The sequence below is a fragment of the Chryseobacterium herbae genome, from assembly GCF_025154075.1.
Classification (GTDB): domain Bacteria; phylum Bacteroidota; class Bacteroidia; order Flavobacteriales; family Weeksellaceae; genus Chryseobacterium; species Chryseobacterium herbae.
Genome location: NZ_JAOAMU010000002.1, coordinates 708,542 through 728,354, shown reverse-complemented (window position 1 = coordinate 728,354; position 19,813 = coordinate 708,542). Strand labels below are relative to the sequence as shown.

Annotated in this window: 18 protein-coding genes; 9 read left to right on the top strand and 9 right to left on the bottom strand. The window is 35.1% G+C overall.

What is annotated here, in order from left to right:
• Positions 1-109 precede the first annotated feature (109 nt).
• The 3 genes from N0B48_RS09345 (at position 110) to N0B48_RS09335 (ending at position 2,700) form a co-directional block, all read left to right on the top strand.
• A complete protein-coding gene (locus tag N0B48_RS09345) occupies positions 110-580 on the top strand; it encodes a hypothetical protein (RefSeq protein ID WP_259838477.1) in 471 nt (156 codons plus the stop codon).
• 512 nt (positions 581-1,092) lie between these two features.
• Positions 1,093-2,085, top strand: coding sequence for a hypothetical protein (locus N0B48_RS09340; protein WP_259838476.1), 993 nt, complete (start codon positions 1,093-1,095; stop codon positions 2,083-2,085).
• 168 nt (positions 2,086-2,253) lie between these two features.
• Entirely contained in the window at positions 2,254-2,700 is a 447-nt protein-coding gene (locus tag N0B48_RS09335; RefSeq protein ID WP_259838473.1) for a GNAT family N-acetyltransferase, read from the top strand.
• A gap of 165 nt (positions 2,701-2,865) precedes the next feature.
• Here the strand turns inward: N0B48_RS09335 and N0B48_RS09330 are convergent, their stop codons facing one another.
• From N0B48_RS09330 to N0B48_RS09320, 3 genes are all read right to left on the bottom strand, one after another.
• Positions 2,866-3,408, bottom strand: coding sequence for a hypothetical protein (locus tag N0B48_RS09330; RefSeq protein ID WP_259838472.1), 543 nt, complete (start codon positions 3,406-3,408; stop codon positions 2,866-2,868).
• A gap of 40 nt (positions 3,409-3,448) precedes the next feature.
• Entirely contained in the window at positions 3,449-5,011 is a 1,563-nt protein-coding gene (locus N0B48_RS09325; protein WP_259838471.1) for a toxin-antitoxin system YwqK family antitoxin, read from the bottom strand.
• Between the two features lie 215 nt (positions 5,012-5,226).
• Positions 5,227-6,033: a hypothetical protein gene (locus N0B48_RS09320; RefSeq protein ID WP_259838469.1), complete on the bottom strand. Its 807-nt coding sequence runs from the start codon at positions 6,031-6,033 to the stop codon at positions 5,227-5,229.
• A gap of 362 nt (positions 6,034-6,395) precedes the next feature.
• Between N0B48_RS09320 and N0B48_RS09315 the strand changes: the two genes are divergently transcribed.
• The 3 genes from N0B48_RS09315 to N0B48_RS09305 all read left to right on the top strand — a co-directional run bounded on the left by N0B48_RS09315 (position 6,396) and on the right by N0B48_RS09305 (position 9,873).
• On the top strand, positions 6,396-8,633 hold the full coding sequence (locus tag N0B48_RS09315) for a sensor histidine kinase (protein ID WP_259838468.1): 2,238 nt from the start codon (positions 6,396-6,398) through the stop codon (positions 8,631-8,633).
• 9 nt (positions 8,634-8,642) lie between these two features.
• Positions 8,643-9,272: a response regulator transcription factor gene (locus tag N0B48_RS09310; RefSeq protein ID WP_259838467.1), complete on the top strand. Its 630-nt coding sequence runs from the start codon at positions 8,643-8,645 to the stop codon at positions 9,270-9,272.
• 115 nt (positions 9,273-9,387) lie between these two features.
• Positions 9,388-9,873, top strand: coding sequence for a hypothetical protein (locus N0B48_RS09305; RefSeq protein WP_259838466.1), 486 nt, complete (start codon positions 9,388-9,390; stop codon positions 9,871-9,873).
• 161 nt (positions 9,874-10,034) lie between these two features.
• Here the strand turns inward: N0B48_RS09305 and N0B48_RS09300 are convergent, their stop codons facing one another.
• Both N0B48_RS09300 and N0B48_RS09295 read right to left on the bottom strand, forming a co-directional pair.
• Positions 10,035-11,585 carry a helix-turn-helix domain-containing protein gene (locus N0B48_RS09300; protein ID WP_259838465.1) on the bottom strand — a complete coding sequence of 517 codons (1,551 nt, stop codon included), beginning with the start codon at positions 11,583-11,585 and terminating at the stop codon, positions 10,035-10,037.
• A 424-nt stretch (positions 11,586-12,009) separates the two neighbouring features.
• Complete coding sequence (locus tag N0B48_RS09295; protein ID WP_259838463.1) at positions 12,010-12,753, bottom strand: hypothetical protein; 744 nt, start codon at positions 12,751-12,753, stop codon at positions 12,010-12,012.
• Positions 12,754-13,415: 662 nt separating this feature from the next.
• Between N0B48_RS09295 and N0B48_RS09290 the strand changes: the two genes are divergently transcribed.
• The 3 genes from N0B48_RS09290 to N0B48_RS09280 are packed head-to-tail and all read left to right on the top strand — an operon-like array spanning position 13,416 to position 14,995.
• Positions 13,416-14,174 (top strand): hypothetical protein, encoded by a 759-nt coding sequence (locus N0B48_RS09290; protein ID WP_259838460.1) that lies wholly within the window; start codon positions 13,416-13,418, stop codon positions 14,172-14,174.
• A gap of 55 nt (positions 14,175-14,229) precedes the next feature.
• Entirely contained in the window at positions 14,230-14,685 is a 456-nt protein-coding gene (locus tag N0B48_RS09285; protein WP_259838457.1) for a transposase, read from the top strand.
• Positions 14,651-14,995 carry a helix-turn-helix domain-containing protein gene (locus tag N0B48_RS09280; RefSeq protein ID WP_259838456.1) on the top strand — a complete coding sequence of 115 codons (345 nt, stop codon included), beginning with the start codon at positions 14,651-14,653 and terminating at the stop codon, positions 14,993-14,995. Before N0B48_RS09285 ends, N0B48_RS09280 begins: the two co-directional genes overlap by 35 nt.
• Positions 14,996-15,158: 163 nt before the next feature.
• On the opposite strand, the gene N0B48_RS09275 is transcribed toward N0B48_RS09280, so the two are convergent.
• The 4 genes from N0B48_RS09275 to N0B48_RS09260 all read right to left on the bottom strand — a co-directional run bounded on the left by N0B48_RS09275 (position 15,159) and on the right by N0B48_RS09260 (position 19,599).
• Complete coding sequence (locus N0B48_RS09275; protein WP_259838455.1) at positions 15,159-15,665, bottom strand: hypothetical protein; 507 nt, start codon at positions 15,663-15,665, stop codon at positions 15,159-15,161.
• 276 nt (positions 15,666-15,941) lie between these two features.
• A complete protein-coding gene (locus N0B48_RS09270) occupies positions 15,942-16,790 on the bottom strand; it encodes a helix-turn-helix domain-containing protein (protein ID WP_259838454.1) in 849 nt (282 codons plus the stop codon).
• Positions 16,791-16,809: 19 nt separating this feature from the next.
• Complete coding sequence (locus N0B48_RS09265) at positions 16,810-18,318, bottom strand: amidohydrolase family protein (RefSeq protein ID WP_259838453.1); 1,509 nt, start codon at positions 18,316-18,318, stop codon at positions 16,810-16,812.
• 150 nt (positions 18,319-18,468) lie between these two features.
• Entirely contained in the window at positions 18,469-19,599 is a 1,131-nt protein-coding gene (locus tag N0B48_RS09260; RefSeq protein WP_259838452.1) for an alpha/beta hydrolase-fold protein, read from the bottom strand.
• Positions 19,600-19,813 lie beyond the last annotated feature (214 nt).

The window sequence follows — 19,813 nt, the reverse complement described above, 5'->3', positions numbered from 1 at the left end:
ATAAACTTTTGAGACATAAGCGGGACACTTGCGCCAGCGGATAGAGTTTTTTAACAGGATCTTACAAAAGAAAATACTAAATATTCCGTTTAATTCTTAAATTTGGTCCATGCGAAAGAATTTTTATCTCATCATCATATCATTTTGTCTTAGCAGCTGCTATACGTACCAGGTTAAAAAGCCAGTGGATCCAGTGGCCGACAATAAGCAGAACTCTAAAAAGAATACAGCTCTTGCTAATAATGCTTCTGAGCAAATGAAAAGTTCAATAGCTGAATCCCAAGGCCAGAGTTCACAGCCAACACCTGTTCCCATCAATGTTCAGGAGAAACTTGCCCCTAATAAAAAATTTAAAATTGACGTTGATGGCAAGAGTTATAAAATCATCGTTGACAAGTGGGAAAGCGACAGTCTGGTGGCCCACCCAATTAGCAATCCTAAGAAAATTCTGAAATTCCATAAGAACCAAATCAATGGTGAGAAAATTGCGGAAAAACGCTTTTCACAACCTATCGCTGATATTATTACGGTGACTGCTTATGTGGGAATTGGGGTTGCAATTTGGTCGCTTCTTAAATAGATTTCAAAAACAATATAAATAATAATCCTGACGTGAGTTGGGATTATCTGTTACCTCACATTTGCACAAAGCTCTGGTTCACACCCGATTATAGTCATTGGATAAAAGCGTACACTTGCGCCAACAATGAATAAATTTACTAGTATAATTGTAGTCATAATATTACGAAAAACCGTAAATGTAGATTTCAGTTTATTTGTATATTCGAGAAATTAAAAATCTATTTATATGGAAAAAGGTTTTACAGTATATTCTGAATATTATAGAAATAGTCTTCATCAAGTAATGGATACTCTTCAATGAACAATTATAAAGCATTAATAAAATCCCCAAAAGAATTGGATATTTGCAATTTTAAATATAGTTTGATTTTATATTCTGAACATTAATTTCTTTAAACTTTGCGATGTTTAGAATAAATACAAAATGACAAATTATTATTCTAATATTAATTAATTATAAGCCATTTTACTATCATTCAAACATTGTAGGCTTGGCTAAAATTTATTCGAATGGATTTCACCCCTATTACAGACTTCTTTACTAATATAAAAGAAAAGGTTTCAAACCCTTTCTTTGGTACATTAATTTTAGTATCAATCGCTAGAAATTGGCTTTTAGTTTATAGCGTTTTCAATTTCGATGAAAAAACAACTCTCAATAATAAGATAAAATTCATAACAGAATACTTATCCGGTCAAAATATTATCATTGAAGCTTTGATAAATATAGGCATTACATTATCGATTATATTAATAGGTTATTTACTTGTTATTAGTGTGAGAACACTTTCCACATTTATTGAATTTAAAATTATGCCTTGGATAACACAAAAAGTTATTAGTGATAAAGTTGTTTTTAAAGAAGAATATGACAATATCAAAGATGATAGAGATCAATATTCGGAACGATATGAAATTCAAAGACAGAAAGTAAGAGAGCTATCAAGCGACTTTGACACTATTAGTGAAAATTATAAAATGCAAGGCCATCTAGTAGTTCAACAAACAACAAAGATTAATGAGCTAGAAACATTTGCAAATGAGTTTGATAATGAATTGAGTCAAAAAAAACAGGAAATAAATACTCTAAAATTAGAGATGCATCAACTTCAGAATATGCATGATCATGCTTTAGGGATTAAGCAGCAATTACTTGACAGTTTACATAATACTACTGAAAACCAAAAAAAAGACATTGAGATAACTAACCTTGAACTTTCTGAATATCGTAGAAAAGAAGTGAATTTAAATAGTAAAATCAAGAGATATGAGAGCCAGCTGGATCGACTAAGCTCACCAACACCAAAAATTATAAATTTTGCTAATGGTGATTCTTATCTCGAATTTTTTGATGCCGAAAATAAAATAACCTACTTTGATCTTAATAATCACTCTCATACAGATGTTGAATTAGTCTTAGATCATATGAGTAAAAATTCTTTTACTGAAGATACTAATAGAGATAATATTAGTGTCGCTTTGGACCTTTTTTCTAGATATTAATTTTAATACAAAGTTACCTCATTCTCCGAACTCTCTTGACTTTTGAGATTCTATTTCAATCAAGCCGTAAAAAATAATATGTGAAAAAAACTACTTCCAATATTCTCTAGCACGCCAAAACCGTAATTACAAAATTTCCTGTATCTTGGTACTACCCAACACCTATTTATGAAAATCATCAATTATACAAGAATTTTCAGAGAAGATTGTATCCAAATCTTTAAGAGTAATCAACCTAAATTTTTTGCTGTCGAAGAATTGCCGCTCTTTGAAAACTTTCTGGATGATGATACCGAAGAGAACTACTTCGTGGTAAAAATCGATGGTCATGTAGTAGGATGTGGTGGATTTTTCCTGGATACAAGGGATCATCTTGGAGGATTATCCTGGGGAATGGTTCACGCCGATTACCATGGAAAAGGAATTGGAAAAGCCTTTACCCAATACAGAATCGATTTGTTAAAAAAAACGTATCCTTCCATACCCTACAAAATTGAAACCTCACAGCATACTGCTGAGTTTTATGAAAAGAATGGGTTTAAAACGGTAGAGATTGTCCCGGATGGATTTAGTAAAGGGATTGATAAATACACCATGATCATGGAAATCAATTAGCCTTACCGTATTCCAACCACTCTACAAAGTCCAGGTAAATACGATAATTAATATTTTTACTCTACCAAACAAAAATCCCTCAACTCATCGAGGGATTCTAAAATATGATCAATTACTAAATCTTTTACTTCAGATTCAGAAAGTAAAATTATACATCCAGGTATCCTACTCTTGCTGTATCCATTCAAATTTTCCGTCCTTCAAATAGATGATGCCACCACCACAGGCTTCTTCCTGATGAATGAAAATTCCGTCATTGGGGAGTTTGATTTTATCGGATTCATTTACTTCGTCGTCGCTCATGATCTCTCCATCTTCATTGACGTTATTCCAATAGATTTGGCCTTTGGGCGCTTTTTCAAACACTCCGACCCAGTCTATATCATCAAATCCCTGACCTAAAATCTCTTTTCCCATGCCCAGATATTCCACTTTTTTGTTACCGAAAATAATTTCCAGATCGTATTTTTTATTGTCTGTATTTTGAACAATATTGATCGTGTCCGGTACATGGTCTCCGTCCAAATCGCAGGAAATTGAATTTGGACTGTGTTTTTTTGATAAAACAATATTGTCCGTTGTATTGAGATTTGATTTTGGTGAATGGCTTTCCTGCGGTTGGCTGGATGGTTTATGATGGGATTGTTTTCCGGTTATTTCGTTTTTGGGTTGGTCTTTTTTCTCGTTCTGACAGCTTAGAATGGTCAATGCTGTACAAAGAGATATAAGATTAAAAATTTATTATTGATCATGGTAATGCCGGTTCAGCTGCTGATAAAGGTCCGGAAAATTCGTACTGAAGATCCGCTTCTGTGAGAAAAGTATTTAATGAACTGTAAGAATTGTCCTCTATCGTTTCTGCAAGAATTTTACCTTCTTGAGTTAATTTTCCTTCAAGGTCAAAAAGTTTGATCAGAACCCATTTTCCACTGCGTTCAAGCTCCTTTGAACCATATTCGGATTTATATTTAATTTTTCCACTTTGAAGAATGCCATCTTTTACCACCGATTTATTGGCCGCCTTTCCTTTGGCATATTGCACAATCTGCGCTGTGAAACCACTCTCCTGTTCGACCAGCTGGCTGTAGGTGTATGCAACAGCTCCGTTTTCATCATAAATAGTAGAATTGTATACGGTCTGATCTGCATTCATTTTTGTTTCCAGTTTTAATTTCCCCTCCTCTCTAAAAGATCTGGAGTGTATTAAAAAACCATCCTTATACTGCTGTTCGACAAGTTCCTCATACAAAGTTCCATCATAAGGCATACCGTCTTTATAGGTCACTGTCCCTTTTAGCTTTCCGTCCGGATGATAATATCTGATCTCCTGGGGTATCTCATCTTTTACAACCTGTTCAGAAGATAATTTTCCATTTTCATCAAAATATTTATTCAGGACTAAAGCCCCGTCTTTATAAATATTGATAGCCGAGAAGCCGGAAAACTCGTAATTGTACTGATAATCCTCGCCGTCCTGTGGCTTGTAATACTCAATTTCCTTATCATAAATGTAAGTAAGGTTACCGATCTGCTTACCCGTTTCATCATAGGTTTTCTGATAGCCACCTTTTTTGTTTTTCTTGTCTTCCTGAAGAATCACCCCATTTTTGGAGTAGATGGTCGTTTCCGTTACGATTCCGTCTTTGTTCTGCTTTTCAATTTTGGAAACCTTCATCGGATCCTGATAATACTCTACCATCACCTTATCGCTGGAATTTCCGGAGGTGTTTGAGCCGATATATTTTCCTTTTTCGCCGTAAAATTTAGTTTCAAAAAGTTCTTCTTTGCTGTTACTCATGGTCTCATAGCGGATTCCCTTAATATCTTCATCATAGACAACGGATTTGAAACTATCGGGAGTATCATACGTGGTAATCGTGTTGTTATAAGACATTTCTTCCGGGTTTTTATAGTTGTAGATGCTACCTGTAAAAGTACCGTCTGCTTTATAAACCAAATCCTCCTGAACTCTTCCCTGCTGATCAAAAGTCTTAGCCGGTCCTATCTTGTTACCTCTTGAGAAGGTCCCTGTACTCACTACTTTGCCTTCCGCATTGTACCAGGTGATTTTACCTTCATAGACTTCATTTCCCGGCGTAGCATCCGAAACAAGACCTTCCATCTGAAGGGTTCCGTTCTTATAAAAGTCTCTGATTAAAGTGAGTTTCCCTTTACGCTCTGTTTCCCGGTAAAATTCCATTTTGCTCTGCGTGGTTTTCTCCCAGTTTTCATCAAAATAGATTTTTTCCTGTGCACTGACGTGAATGCTTATGATCAGGGCGAGAACCGCTGATGTAAATAATTTTTTCATGTTTTTTAAAGGTTTAGATAGGCAATTTCACTTCCTCTCATTATAGCTCTGCATTGTCTTTTTCGGACACCTAGAAAAAATTTCATCATTGTGTTTTTGTGTCCGAAATAATACAGACAAAGATCTGTAAAATCATCACCGCAGAAAATCCCTGCTTTCAGCTAATTTGTGTTCTTACCTGTTTCTAAATAAAAATTGTTTGTGTTTTGTTTGTCTTAGCAATCAAATTGAATGGCAACTTCTGCTGCTTTTTTAATGAGTTTTCCTTTTTTCGCCTGGGAAGAAAGATAGAGAATCACCCGTTCCTCTTCATAATCTCTGTTGGCTCCAAAAATAAAGTCAGGCTTTCCATCCTTATCAATATCTCCTATAAAAAGTAATTCCACAAAAGTATAATTGAATGATTCTTCCTCTAAAAACAGAGTTTCCTGAGCATTATTTGCTGACAGATAGAGCTTATAATCTTTTACATTCTGATAGAGCTCCTCTCCTTCATCAGTCTGTACTTTTTCTGATGAAAGCACTTTCCCTTCTGCACGCAATGTGTACTCTTCATTTCCAAAATGGAATTTTAATTTTTCCTTTGGCCATATTTTATTCTTCACAATTTTCACTGTCTTTATTTCACCAGATGTCAATCGTGAATGGCCTATTAGTAAAAGACTGTTATTTTTAGAATTAATGACTTTCGTAGAATCTCCTGAACATTCAGAATATTCTCTTGTAACGGTATAGTCAGCTTTACCCAAATAAAACTTTCCGTTCTTTTGATATAAATCCAGCCAATCCTTTGCGAGTCCATTGACCTCATTTTCTTTTCCAAAGTCCCTGTATTCTTTAGGGAGAAGAATACTGATAGCCTCCTTTGGTTCTTCAACCGGATCCTGTTTCAGATCTGCTGATTTCTTATTGGATTGAACCTGCTCCTGAGGATGTGCTACTTTATTTTTTGTTTCCTGTTTTTTATCTTTACAGGAAATCGTCATCAGTAAGGGTAAAAAAATCAAAATTGTTTTCTTCATTGCTTTGCTCTTTATTTATGATATGCTCACGACAATCAACATACCTTCTGAATCAAAATTACATCTTATTTTCATCTCCTTTTTGATTATCTATTTTGTTTCGACAAATGCTAAAGGCAAATTTGTAAAAAAAAACCATGATAAAACATCCCTGTTTTCAGCCAATTTGTTCAGTTCAGTATATTCCCGAAATTAGCTGAAAACAGGGATTGAAAAAACGCATAAGAATAACGAGTTTTGGCTTCATCTATGAAATGACTCACCTTTGATAGTAAAGACCGTCATATTATTTAATTTAACTATGAAACATAACCCGAGAGAAACTGCAAAGTAATAACTTTGCCTTCTTTACAAACTGAAAAATGCTGATCAATTTTTTCCCTTTTTTACGTTATCCCCTTATCTTTCTATGCCTTGTCTTAGCGGGTCATACTGCATCAGCTCAGGAACTTTCCGACAGCCCTGAACAGCTGTACAAAAAATACAAACCGGGAAGTACCCAGCGAATGATGATGACCGGAAAGTATGCACAGGCCCTTTTTTTCAATAAACAGGAAGATAAAGCTATTGCCGTTTTAAATGAAAATATTGCTTATGCTAAAAAGGAACCGGACGGAAAATATGCGGCCTATTTATATATTATTGCTGCGATCAGTTACAGACTGCTGGACAATGTTAAAGCCTATGAAAATGCATCCAGACTTGCCCAATTTTATGAAGCAAAAACAAAAGATCAGGAAACAAAAGGATATGTAGCCTATGGATTGGGCTGGATCCATACCCGTAATAATAAAGAAGCTGAGGCAGTCCGCTATTTTTTAAAAGCGCTGTCACTGTATGAAAAAGCGCCCAATTCTGAAAGTTTAAATAATAGAAAAGCATCAGTATACCGGGAATTAAACAGCATTTATGCCGACTGGAATGAATATCAGCTGCAGGAGAAATACAGTAAGTTATCCCTGGAAATTGCGTTACAGCAGAAAGATCCCATGAATTTGTTTGATTCATATATGGCGATGGGCTATATGTATGAAAAACGTTATGAATCTACTGATAATAAAGCTTTTATTAACCTGGCAGAGTCTTATTATCTGAAAGCAATTGATACCTATAAAGCCAATAAGGCGCGTATGCCAATTCCTTCCACGCTTTCTTTTGTAGCGATCAATCTGGCGAATCTGTATTTAAATTATTTCCCGGAATCCTACAGAGACAAGGTGCTATATTATGCCAATTTAGCTAAAACCCAAGGTACTGCTACAGGAAATCATGATCATGCAGCGTCCGCAAACGGTATTCTGGCAGAATTAGCTTTGCAGAATGGTCATCATGAAGAAGCAAAAAACTATCTGATGACCGCATTGGCAGAATCAGAGTATAATAATATTGAAGATCCGCAGGTCAAGCTTTCCATTTTTGAAAACCTCTCCAAGCTTTTTCAAGACGAAAATAATTTTAAAGAAGCCATATTTTACCAAAAGAAATATATAGAAACCTTCAAACAGATTTATGATCAGAAAAACGCTGCCTTAGGTAAAAAATTAGAGATTCAGTATGAAAGAGAGAAGCAAAAGCAGCAATTGCTCCGGTTACAGCTAGCCTCTGAAAAACAGGAACAGCGTCTTAAAGAAATGAGTTGGCAAAGTCTGCAGCAGGCTCAGCAATTGGAAAACCTGGAATTAACGAAAGAGAATCAGTTTAGAAAATTAGAATTCACTGAAATAGAAAACAGTAAAAAAGCCCAGGAACTTCGTTTGTCGCAGCTGGAATCCTCTAACAGAAAACGGGAAGTAGATCTCTATAAAGCCAAAGTTGATTATAACGAGAAAATCAATACATTCTATATCGGTTTGACGGCCTCGGTTTCTTTACTGCTCATCCTGCTGCTTTATGCTTATTTTCAGAGAACAAAAGGCATTAAGCAAAAAGAAAAATTACATCTTCTTGAAATGGAAACGGTGATCCAGAACTCAAAAATATCCAACCTTACGCTGATGCTGGAAGGCCAGGAACAGGAACGGGGAAGAATAGCCCGGGATCTGCACGATGGCCTTGGAAGTTTGCTTTCCGGAACCAAAATGAATCTGTTTTTATTAAAGGATAAATCCAGCGATCACCATCAGCCGCAAATAGAGCGATCCATGGCGCAGATCGACATCGCAGTGGATGAACTTCGCCGTGTTGCCCATAATCTGATGCCCGATCTGCTGCTGAAGTATGGTCTTCAGGAAACGTTGATGGAGTATGTTTCCCGAATGGCGACTCCAACGCTGGATGTGGATGTTCAGTTTTTATATTATTCAAATCAGCTACCGCTGGAAAGTCAGTTGCTGGTGTACAGGATTGTTCAGGAATTGGTCAATAATGCCGTAAAACATGCTGCTGCAGAGCAGATCATTATTCAGTTTATCGAAAATGAATCCGAGTATGTTATTATCGTGGAGGATGATGGACAAGGTTTTGAAACCAAGATCCTGAATCATTCTCATTCTGCAGGGTTTCACAATATCCGTTCACGCGTTGAGTTCCTGAAAGGCACTCTGCAGATAGAATCCCAGATCCATATAGGAACCAATATTGAAATAAAATTTCCAAAATAAAAACAAACCATGATTAAAATTGCTATAACCGATGATCACCCATTATTGCTGGAAGGCTTAAAAAATATTCTTTCCCAGCAAGAGAATTTTACAGTCGTTGGCTGCTACTCTTCAGCAAGTGAACTTTTTGCAGGATTGGAAAACCAGGTTTTAGATGTTTTATTACTGGACATTAACCTTGCCGATGGCAACAGTATAGATTTGATTAAACCTATATTGAAAAAATATCCGGCTACCCAGATCATGATGTTGAGTGTGCACAATGAGTTTGCCGTCATCAACAGTACTTTGGAAGAAGGCGCTATGGGCTACATCCAGAAGAATGCTCTGGTCACGGAAATCATTTTAGGTATACAGACGATCCTTAAGGGTGAGAAATTCCTGTGCAATCAGACCCAAAAAATTGTAGAGATGAAAACGAATTCGGGATTGAATGCAGTCCCTAAATTAACCCGCAGAGAAAAGGAAATTTTACTGGAAGCATCTTTAGGTCTTACTACTATTCAGATAGCAGATAAGTTATGCATAAGCCCACACACTGTAGAAAGTCACCGTAAAAACCTGATTGTCAAATTCAAAACCACCAACTTAAGTACGGCCATAAAATTAGCAATGGAATACGGATTGGTCCGTGCATAATGAAGCTTCCAGCTCAACTTCTTATCGGTTCTTTATTTTAATCTGGATTAATTAAAAATAACTTTCCGATATGGCGGTTTTTAACTATTTTTACGTGATAATATGTAAATAATATATGAGAAAGATCGTACTCGCAGGAATAATGACTTTAGGAGGATTTTTAACAGCAAACGCACAGTGTTCTACGGTATCCACCATTACAGAAAATTTTGACACGTGGAAAGAGATGAACAAGTGCTGGACGGCTCAACAGGGAAAGGCAATGCTTTACGCCGGTGACAAAAAAATCATATTTTATTCGATGACAAACCCTGGAGAAAATATGTATTTAGTGACTCCAAAAATTAAAGGAGGAAGCTATACATTGACCATGGATGCTTCAGATAACGGAGGAGAAACTACTATTGAACTGTTCACCATCAGCAATGCATCCGATCCAAAATCGTATGTTTCCATAGCCAAACCATCCAAGATAACAGGAGATAAAAAAGTATTTACTATTACTTTAAAAAAAGATACCCATTTAGGCGTAAAAGTTTTGCTTAATGGAGTGCATCAGGCGGTTTATATCGATAATTTTTCTTTGAAGCCTAAGAAATAAGTCACTAGCCATTTCCTAATCCGGAAAAACATCAAAGCATACTACTACTTTTGAATTTTCAAGTAAACGAAATTGCAAATCGGTTGCATCGCTTATCATCATTATTCAAAAGTAGCCTGTATGCTTAACTTATAAACGGAACCCATTATTTTTATAGATTATTAATTATTTTTCTTTTCACGAAGATTAGAAATAAATTCGGATGGCGAAATATTGAGCTCTTTTTTGAAAATATAAGTGAATCTGCTATGCGAAGAAAATCCGGAGATTTCTGAAAGATAATTAATTTTATAATTTAAATATTCAGACTTTTGTTCAAGATTTTTAACAATGAATTTTATCCGCAATTCGTTCACGTAATCACTGAAAGTTTTTCCTCTGTATTTTTGCAGAATATAGTTGATATATTTAGCATTTGAGTCCAAGACCAAAGCCATCTGTGCCATTGAAAAATTTTTTTCCGTATACAGTATACCTTCTTCAAATTTTTTGATTTTGTCCAAAAGTTCCTCCTCCCGTTCTTTGGACATCATTATTATACTTTCTTTCTTTTCAGAGCCTGAAGAAACATCATCTTTTTCTAAAATTTCTGTAGACAACTCGTATTCAATAGCCTGAATAGATTTAACTTTATTATAGGGAAGACTTGTTTTTTTTCCAAATAGTAATCTTATTTTTTTATTAAATAAAATGAAGAGAGCGATTATAAGTAAAGAACCTATCAATATTACGATTCTTACAGATGCTATTCCGGATCCCTGTTGTGATTCTTCCTGAGCAATTATTTTTTCTGCATGAGACCTGAGAATTTGTTTTTGTCTTATATATTGGTCAAAGTGAGCTTTTTGCAGTTTCGGATCTAAAATAGCATAATGCATTTCTTCTTCTATGACCCGCATAATATATAAAGTATTTTTATTTTTTACAGCATCTGCATAGGCCTTATTAAACCAATACTTTGCAGCATCTCTCTGGTTGGCTTCGGCATAGATAATTGCTTTATTTAAAAAGTACAAAGAAAGTCTTAAGTACTTTATATCACTTTGGGGGACTATTTTTAAAATTTTCTCGTATTCTGTTAAATAAAATTGAGCTTTGGTGTCATTTCCACATTTCAAGTAACAAAAGGATAATGTAATATTGTCTATTCCATAGTAAATTACATTTTCTATACTATTATTTTTTTCTAAAGATTTTTTATCAAAATTTATTTGTGCGTTTTTTACCTGAATTGCTTCACAATATTTCAGGTCTTCCATCAATAAGATCGCTTCCAACTCATTAGACATTGCTAAAATTTCAGGGGTCTTTATTGTATTGGCAATTGTTTTTACTTTTATAAAATAGGCTTGGGATTGCTTTTTTAAAGAAAGCCTCTTATAAATGGCTGATAAAAAGAAATTGGCGGTTATTTTATCACTGTAGTTATTTGAAATATCAGAAAGAGAATCTACTTTTTTGTAATAATAAACAGCTTTGCTGTAGTTTCCTTTTTTGTTTAGAGCATCCGCGATTAAAATATATCCTTTTGAAAATTCTGTTTCATTCTTAGAGAGCTGAACGATCTTTTCCCCGAGTGAATAAGTATCATCAGCATTTGACGTTCTTGTATAATAAAGTGTTTCTATTTCTTTACGTAGCGAATTCTGTGGTACTTCCTGACCATAAAATAACTGGTAGAGTAATAGGATTAAAGAAATAAATATTTTCATCACAAGTCATAATTTTTGGCCCTGACTAATATGTAACTTCAAAAGAAAAGAAATAAAAAATTCTTATAAACTTTACGAAAAAACAATATATTTTTTTTGATTTACAACAGCAATGAGCTTATTTTATATTAAAATTAATGATATTTTGTTTCAATATGACTAAATAGAATGTTAAAACATCTTAATATAAAAATATCTTCAACTACATCTCACTCTTTTTAAATTCACCAGAATAAAAGTAGTGTAAGATTTTTCCAAGTATAAGCTACCGGGCTTGGGTTAAGAAAATTAGAATTAAAGATTAAACGTAGGAATTTAACATAAAAAAAAGGAGACCTTGTCAGTCTCCTTGCAATTTTTCACCGTAATAATCATGTTATGATAACAAATATGACCCACTTTGGTTTAGTATCTGTATATATTACTATTTTAAACGTTTTACAGACACCTGAGATACCGGACCTCCTCCAGTGCTTCCTGAGCTCTGCTTTTTTATAATTACCGGGTTAGCAGCAGTTCCCGCTACTCTGAAAGAATATGTTTTAGAAGTAAACAGGGGTATTGAAGTGATAAGAGTATAAGTCTGTAAAGAATTTCCAGTATTTGCTGTGTATTCATCATTTACCCGTGCCACCCAATTTCCATCTGTATCACTCCATATTCCGATTACCGGCCAACTCCCCTTTTCTCCTGACAATTGCAGGTTCATCATGATCTGGTAGGTTCCATCTGTAGTAACTTTAAAAGAATTGTCCGTAGTACTGGCTGTATAGGAATTTTCATTATCAATGATTTCAAAGTTCAAATTACCAATTTTTCCAGCACCCGGAGATGCAGCAGGCAGCGTAAAATCCGCAGTCATTTGTGCTACAATTTCCTGAGCTACAAGAAACTCTCCATTGACCACGATTACAGTACCAATTGAGTTAGGAACCCCCGCCAGATTCTGCCATACCGGAGGCATTCCGGCGCCACTTGATTTAAGAACCTGCCCAGCATTTCCAGCATTTCCAGCTGTTGCAGCATTTCCACCAACATTTAATTCACTAGTAATTTGTAAAGAACCATTGATGTGTAATGTTTTCTGTGGTGTACTAGTCTGAATCCCTACTTGCGAACTAGCGAATAATGAAGAAACAAGCGCTCCAATAATAATAATTTTTTTCAATGTTTGTATTTTTTATTAATGTTTAATATCATCCCCCTTACTTATTTTATTAAGAAATCGGGGGACATTTATTTTTTTACAAATCTACCCTTAGTGATATCTAAAAACAATTTTTCATGTATCACTATATCGGATAGTAGAAAACACTAATCTTAAACAATTTAAAAATCAACACCTTATAAATATATTATGGAAAGCATTCTACTGTGATGTAGAATCAACTGGGAACGTTCATTTTGATAAAATGAATTTTAATGAAAATCGATTCTCTGATTTTTTGTCAAATATTAGAGCTCAATAATGAAGTGAGCAGATGCAAAATAAAATGGCCTGAACATTTCGGGAGTACAGAGGCTTTTCAAACCTTGAAGGCAAAATATACCTTTCATTGCCGGCATGAAATGATGTTGCCAATTCCTATATATAGAAGAATTTTGCACAATAAAATGTCTTCAAACCGGGATCAACAATTTATCTTTCGAAGCATAGAAGACTAATATTTTCTACTATCCGATATAGTGACAGATAAAAAATTGCTTTCTAACCACAATGGAGATACTTTTGGCAAATAAATAAGTAAAAACTGAAAAACACAGTCTAAATCTGTCTTAATACGGGATCAGGTATTGAAATGTTTTTGCAGTTAAAAAGAACCACAAAAGATGAAAAATTTTATAGCTATTGTTATTGGTATGTCTGCCATTTTCTCAAGAGCAGATGCCCAGATTGGAATAAATAATAGCGTACCCAGATCTACACTGGACATTACGGCAAAAATATCTTCGGGATCTGCAAACCCGACCATTAAAGATGGTATAATAATACCTAATATAGACAGGGCGAGAGCACAGGCAATGGGAAACAACACGACGCCAGCGGTCCCGGAATCCACTTTAATATATGTCAATAATGTAACTACCGGTTCTACAGCCGGATCGGCAATAAATATTAATCTTCCTGGATACTATTATTTTGACTCAAATGCTTTGCCCTCACCCGGCTTATGGCAGGCATTAAGGCCTACAAATGTAGAACTATATGCAGCTCAGTTAATAATCCCTCCCCATCATCAATATGTTTCAGATTTCAATAACCATTCAAATGCAAATTTTGATCGTGATAACTGGTGGGTAATTTCTAAAACATCAGTAAGTGGTGTTGATAATCAGCCATCCAGAATGACTATTGTTTATGAATTCCAGGGCACTTCTTTTAACGTTGCCAACTTATATCCCCAACTTACAGCAGGTAATAATTCAGGATTTGCTGACGTGTATGTGGCCAATATTATCTCTCTTGCCAATACCGGAACTGCAGAAAAAACAAGACTTACTGTATCGATTGTACGTTCTGATCATTTGACCAATAATTGGGGAGGAGCATTTTTACTGAATGTTTTACTTGCCCGGAAAATAAATTAGCATTTAAAATACTCATTTCAGTGAATGCTGCTTTAGAAATTACAAAAACAATTAAATGACTGATCCTAGCTTAAAAAAAATTCATATTGGTTTATATATAGAACAACGTGTTGAAGAATGTGAAATGGAATTATCAAGAGTCTGTAACTTTCTAAAATGTTCTGCAGAAGAAGTAAAACAAATATATGATTCCGAAAATTTAAATTCAGAAGTATTATTAAAACTGAGCAAGCTCTTAGAATATGATTTTTTCAGACTCTATTCTCAACATCTGATCATGTACGCTCCTTCTTCTAAGTCTTTTTCTTTACCAAAAACAACAAACCTTCCAAGATTCCGAAAAAACATATACACGAAAGAAATCATAGAATTTATATTAGAATTAATCAGTAATGGAAATAAAACACCAAACCAGATCATTGAGGAATATGATATCCCAAAAACTACAGTGCACAATTGGTTGAAAAAATACAAACATGACAAAACAGCCCAATTACAGAAAAATTTATGAAGATGTTTTAAAGTTTAAATTTCCTGAAAAAACACCTTATTGTCAATCAATTTTAAAGAAAGAAAAACTATCCACCCTGGACGTTGTAAAAATCAACGCGATCATTTTCTCTAAAAAAAATGAAAATACCTTTGCTCAAAACCAAAAACATAAGTCATATGATTTACCCACAATTTTGGAAATTTTAGACTATCAAAAAAAACACAAACTTAATAATAGCCAAGTGGCGAAAAACTTTAAATTAAGCCGAAATACAGTGGCAAAATGGAAAAATATGTTTTTGGTTCAGCAAAGCAAAAAGGAGATCTAAAATCTTGAAAAACACAAAGTCAGTTATAAAAGAGTCCTCTTAGGCTCACAAAAGCAAATAGCATCATTCAATTGAATAATGCTATTTGTCTTTATAATCCGGACCGGCTCAATGAAACTCATAAAAAATCATAGACCACTCATTATTTGAGTTTTTACATTCATTAACTCTCCAGATAAAGTGAAGTGCTTTTATTAACCTTTTTTTGCTTGAAGTACTGATAAACAGAGCCTGCCATAAAAAGAATGAATAGAAACAAAAGCGTTTTACCAATGATCGGATCCGTGATATCTTTTGCTAACGGATGTCCAACCGGTACACGGGTGAAAGTTTCATTCACTGTTGGCACAAGAGAGAGGAAAAAGCTGAAAGAAAGGAGGAAATTCTCAAAATAACGGGCTCTCCTACTGCCCTCCTTTTTTGAAAACAGAAAATACGCAACAGCTATTAACAGAATGATGAATACCGAAAAAGCATGTCCCGCATTGAAGCCTCCGTGTTTCGAGATCCCCAATGCGGTGACTGAAGTAATCAACGTTCCGTAAAAATAAATCTTTCCCGATAATTCCTTTAAACTGATTTTACCGTATCTGACAAATCCCACTACCGCTCCTGCAATAGAAGCGATGCCAATAATCGTATGAAAAATTCCTAAACATGATAGTCCCATTTTTATGATTTTTTAAATATTAATTCCTTTATTCTTAAATGATCTGTTGGGTTGAATGGCAGTTTGAATTTGTTTTCCAACCCTGTTAAAAAATTGTTATTCCCTCCTACTCTCGATTGAGTGTCAAGGGAACAGTGCAAAATTGCGACAGAAAAAGGGAAAGGGTTTTGTGATTCCGTTCAATTATTTGGCATTTTAGTCCATAAAAAAAGCAATCTCAAATACACTTTAAGATTGCTTTTTATGTAAGCTTCGAAGAGCTATACTGTATTCTTTTTATCTGTTTTCCTGACGGTAATTGGAAGGACTGGTATTATATTTATCGCTAAAGCTTTTCGTGAAATTCGCGAGATCATTGAACCCGCAATCTAATGCAACGTCAGTGATTCGCTGGTCAGAAACAACCAGGAGTTCGGCAGCTTTCTCCAGTTTCTTATTTTTAATGTAGCTGGCAGGTGTATCATTATACAGTTTCGCAAATTCTCTTTTGAAAGAAGATACACTCAGGTTATTTTGTTCTGCCAGTTCTTCTATTGTAAGTTGCGAAAACAGATTGGCTTCAATAATCTGCTTAAAAGTATACGTGGTGGGAGAAAACAATTGTGACAGTATAAGCTGTACGGCTTCTGCATTTTGTGTTTGCGACAACAGCAAAATAATCTCCTTTAGTTTCAAAACAAGGATATCTTCATTCACCAGCGATGGATTTTCAAAATAAAACAGTAATCCTTCCACATACTTCTGGATCAGGAAATCATTATTTATTTTCTTATTCGATTGGTTTGAAATCCTGTTTTTCGGAGGTTGCAAAAGTAACGGCAATTCTCTGTCATAAATTTTCTTCAGGATGTCAGGATAGAATGTGACAATGACAATTTCACAGTTTTCTGTAATGGCCGGGTTATGGATCTGTTTTCCTGAAGTGATACAGTTCAAAAACAAAGAATAATTGGCAGGGAATTTAATTTCCTCGCTATCAACTTTGTATTGGAATTCTCCCTGTAAAACATAGAGAAAACAAGCCTGCTCGTTCACAGGAAAATCAAAATGGAAGGGTGAAGTCAATGCCACCTTTTGCATGAAAGTCTTCCCAAAAAGGTCGTACTTTTTATAGTCATTTACCATAAGTGTACCTTTTGATGCATTAGTTGAGTTTCTGATTCATTTTTTGAACAAAATCATCCCATTGTTGAGTCAAGTGCGTCAGTGCCTTCTTTTTTTCATTTTCATTCAGCGAAGAATAGTTAATTGAATTAAAGACGAGTTTTTTCAAAGCTTTTACATCAAGCTCCCAATACACAAAAGCGACCCAGAAATCATAACCCAAACCTTCGTATCCGTAAACACTAGGATCATCACTGTTGATGGAGCACTGAATTCCGTTACTCAACAAAACTCTTGCAGGATGATTTCTCATATCACTTACGTATCCTAAAACCTGATTACTGATCGGGCTTACCTCAACCAGTTTGTTTTGCTTTTTGATCAATTCCATGGTCTTTGGGAAATAGATCAGGTTTAAACCATGTCCAATCCTCGGATTGTTCAATACTGACATATCCAGAATATTTTTATTAAAGACTGAATTACTTTCACCTGCATGAAGGAAAAGAGGCATTTTTACGCCATACTTTTTACTCAGTTCGTCCAGTTTCATCCAGTTTTCCCTGAAAGAATAAACACTGTTTCCGGCCGCTTCATCCGCCACAAGATCAAAGCCTGAAATCACATCTGGAAATTCCTTTTTAAGTTCAAAGGCTGTTTCAAGCTGCTTTTCAATGCTTTTCGGATCTAAAAATTTAAAACTTGAATAAATTAATTTTAAACTGAACTCCGGATGTACTTTCTGTATTCCTTTAACAACATCCTGTAAATCAGTAATCGAAGTCTTCAGCGGATATTTTCCTTTCTGAAAATCGTAAAGCTCATCAAAAATATACCTGATTTCTACGTGCTGAACATTGTTTTGTACCAAATCCATAAAGCCTTTTTTATAATATTCCTTGAAAAAAGGACGGTAAGGCAAAAGGAGACTGATGCGTTTAAAACGTTTCTCAAATTCAATCCAGTAATCGGTATAAGTACATAACTGATCCCGCTTCAGGATAAGAAGGTCCGCCAGTTTCTTTTCAAAATCAGGATCCGAAGTCAGCTTTTTATTAAGACTCACAAATCCTTTCGGAACTTTCCCATCTTCAAAAAACGCCAGCTGACCGAAAATAAACTGATCATTATCTGCCTGATCATAAACATACCCTTCTTTATACTTTCTGGCCGTCGAAATCACCCATTTCATATCTGTGATCCCTCCGCTGTGCGTATGGAGCAGACCTCCTTTCGGCATTGACTGGAAAATTTCGAATAATGTACTGCTTTCTATCAATGGTTTTAACTCATTAAAAGAACTGTTAAACAAAGATATTTTCTGTTTGTCTGTGTCGGTAAGGAGCTGTTTTCGCAGCTGAAATAATTTTTTATCCAATGCGGTTTCAGCATCAGACAGGTGTATATCGGCATCAAAGGCTAATGCTTCATTTTGCTGTTTTAATGCCATCCATTCCTGCTGGTAAGTGGATTGTCCGTTCACTTTATTCTGGCATCCAAACAAAGGAAATCCAAAAAGTAAAATATAAGTGAGATACCTTCTCTTCATAATATTGAGGTTTGCTGTGCACCGTTGATTGTGCTTAACAATTAAAAAAAATAGAGGTCTGATAAAACTATATTCAAAAATATAATAAATTTTTCGAGTACAAGAAGTTCAATCCGGCCGTATACAAATTAATCTTAAGTATTTTGTTTTTTATCTGAAAATCCTTTGTGTAAACTGATACAGAGATCTTCTCCATGTGAGCCATTCATGATAGGTTTCGGGAGATTCGTAAAGGAAATAGGGATATTTATTCTTGTTTAAAAAAGTAGTCAGTTCTTTATTAAACTGAAAAAACCGCTCATCTTCTTTTTCCCCGATTCCGATAAAGAAATAAGGTTTTTTCCCGGACTTCAATACATTACCGATAGGAAGTTCTTTAAATGGATCACTCTCAGTTCCTTCATAAATAACCGGACTGAAAACCCCAATCGCAGAAAACATTTCCGGATGGCTGGCTCCGATCAGCATGGCCTGATAACTTCCGCGGGAGAGCCCGGCGATTGCTTTTTGAGTATTCGTTTTATATTTTTTTTCGACGTACGGAATCAGTTCTCCAATAACGATTTTGTCCAAATTTTTGGAAGAAAGAACTGTTCTGGGATAATCATCCGGCATTTTTTCCTGTTCCGGATTCAGTGCCACTCCATAATCCATCACCACGATCATTTCTTGCGCTTTTTTTTCCGCAAAAAGATTGTCCAGAATATTGATGATATAGCCCTGCGTTTCCCACCCAGTAATATCCTCGCCGGTTCCGTGGTACAGATATAAAACGGGTAGTTTCTTAGACCCGTAACTGGGAGGAAGATATACTTTAAAATTCCGTTGGCCTTTTGTAATTTCTGAATTTAAACTATCATTAACGATTTTTCCGTGCTTTACATTTTTTTTCAAGAAAAAATCTTCTCCGGAAGGCACTTCGATTCCGCTGGTTGGCTGGCCGTATCCAAAATACAACTGCGTATTCTGGTCATTTCTGCGTTGGCCATCTACATTAAACCAGTAATAATGAAATCCTATTTCCATGGCTGAAGTAGAAACATTCCAAAAACCATTCTTCCCTTTGGAAACTGAGGATTGTATACTTTGCATTCCGTCTCCTCCCTCCAAAGTCACAGATGTTGCATCCGGAAAATACACCTGAAACTCCGCATTTCTCTTTGCATCTATTTTTGGGAATTCTTTTCCCGGTAAAGCTGTTGAAGAGGTTTTATACTTCTGGGAAAAAGCGACGGAAGAAAATAAAATGAGGATTAAGGATATTTTTTGTAGATACTGCATTATTTTAGTTTTAAGATATCAGAAAACAGGCATCTTTGGTGGCTGGAAAGGGTCTTTGATTGAGAAGAATCTCTCTTATTGTCGATGTAATCTCTGTTGTCTTATTCAATTTAAGAAAAATATTTATTTTTTGCAGCATATTTTGTGAAAATACTCATGTTTCCTGCTGTGAATCGTTCATCAAATTCCTTACTTGTGGAGGTGAAAAATATAT

Bases quoted from the DNA above. Each gene is read 5' to 3' on its own strand.
- N0B48_RS09340 (WP_259838476.1), top strand. From the start codon at position 1,093: ATGGATTTCACCCCTATTACAGACTTCTTTACTAATATAAAAGAAAAG.
- N0B48_RS09270 (WP_259838454.1), bottom strand. From the start codon at position 16,790: ATGGTAAATGACTATAAAAAGTACGACCTTTTTGGGAAGACTTTCATG.
- N0B48_RS09280 (WP_259838456.1), top strand. From the start codon at position 14,651: ATGACAAAACAGCCCAATTACAGAAAAATTTATGAAGATGTTTTAAAG.
- N0B48_RS09265 (WP_259838453.1), bottom strand. From the start codon at position 18,318: ATGAAGAGAAGGTATCTCACTTATATTTTACTTTTTGGATTTCCTTTG.
- N0B48_RS09325 (WP_259838471.1), bottom strand. From the start codon at position 5,011: ATGAAAAAATTATTTACATCAGCGGTTCTCGCCCTGATCATAAGCATT.
- N0B48_RS09290 (WP_259838460.1), top strand. From the start codon at position 13,416: ATGAAAAATTTTATAGCTATTGTTATTGGTATGTCTGCCATTTTCTCA.
- N0B48_RS09305 (WP_259838466.1), top strand. From the start codon at position 9,388: ATGAGAAAGATCGTACTCGCAGGAATAATGACTTTAGGAGGATTTTTA.
- N0B48_RS09300 (WP_259838465.1), bottom strand. From the start codon at position 11,585: ATGAAAATATTTATTTCTTTAATCCTATTACTCTACCAGTTATTTTAT.
- N0B48_RS09310 (WP_259838467.1), top strand. From the start codon at position 8,643: ATGATTAAAATTGCTATAACCGATGATCACCCATTATTGCTGGAAGGC.
- N0B48_RS09315 (WP_259838468.1), top strand. From the start codon at position 6,396: ATGCTGATCAATTTTTTCCCTTTTTTACGTTATCCCCTTATCTTTCTA.
- N0B48_RS09335 (WP_259838473.1), top strand. From the start codon at position 2,254: ATGAAAATCATCAATTATACAAGAATTTTCAGAGAAGATTGTATCCAA.
- N0B48_RS09260 (WP_259838452.1), bottom strand. From the start codon at position 19,599: ATGCAGTATCTACAAAAAATATCCTTAATCCTCATTTTATTTTCTTCC.
- N0B48_RS09320 (WP_259838469.1), bottom strand. From the start codon at position 6,033: ATGAAGAAAACAATTTTGATTTTTTTACCCTTACTGATGACGATTTCC.
- N0B48_RS09285 (WP_259838457.1), top strand. From the start codon at position 14,230: ATGACTGATCCTAGCTTAAAAAAAATTCATATTGGTTTATATATAGAA.
- N0B48_RS09345 (WP_259838477.1), top strand. From the start codon at position 110: ATGCGAAAGAATTTTTATCTCATCATCATATCATTTTGTCTTAGCAGC.
- N0B48_RS09275 (WP_259838455.1), bottom strand. From the start codon at position 15,665: ATGGGACTATCATGTTTAGGAATTTTTCATACGATTATTGGCATCGCT.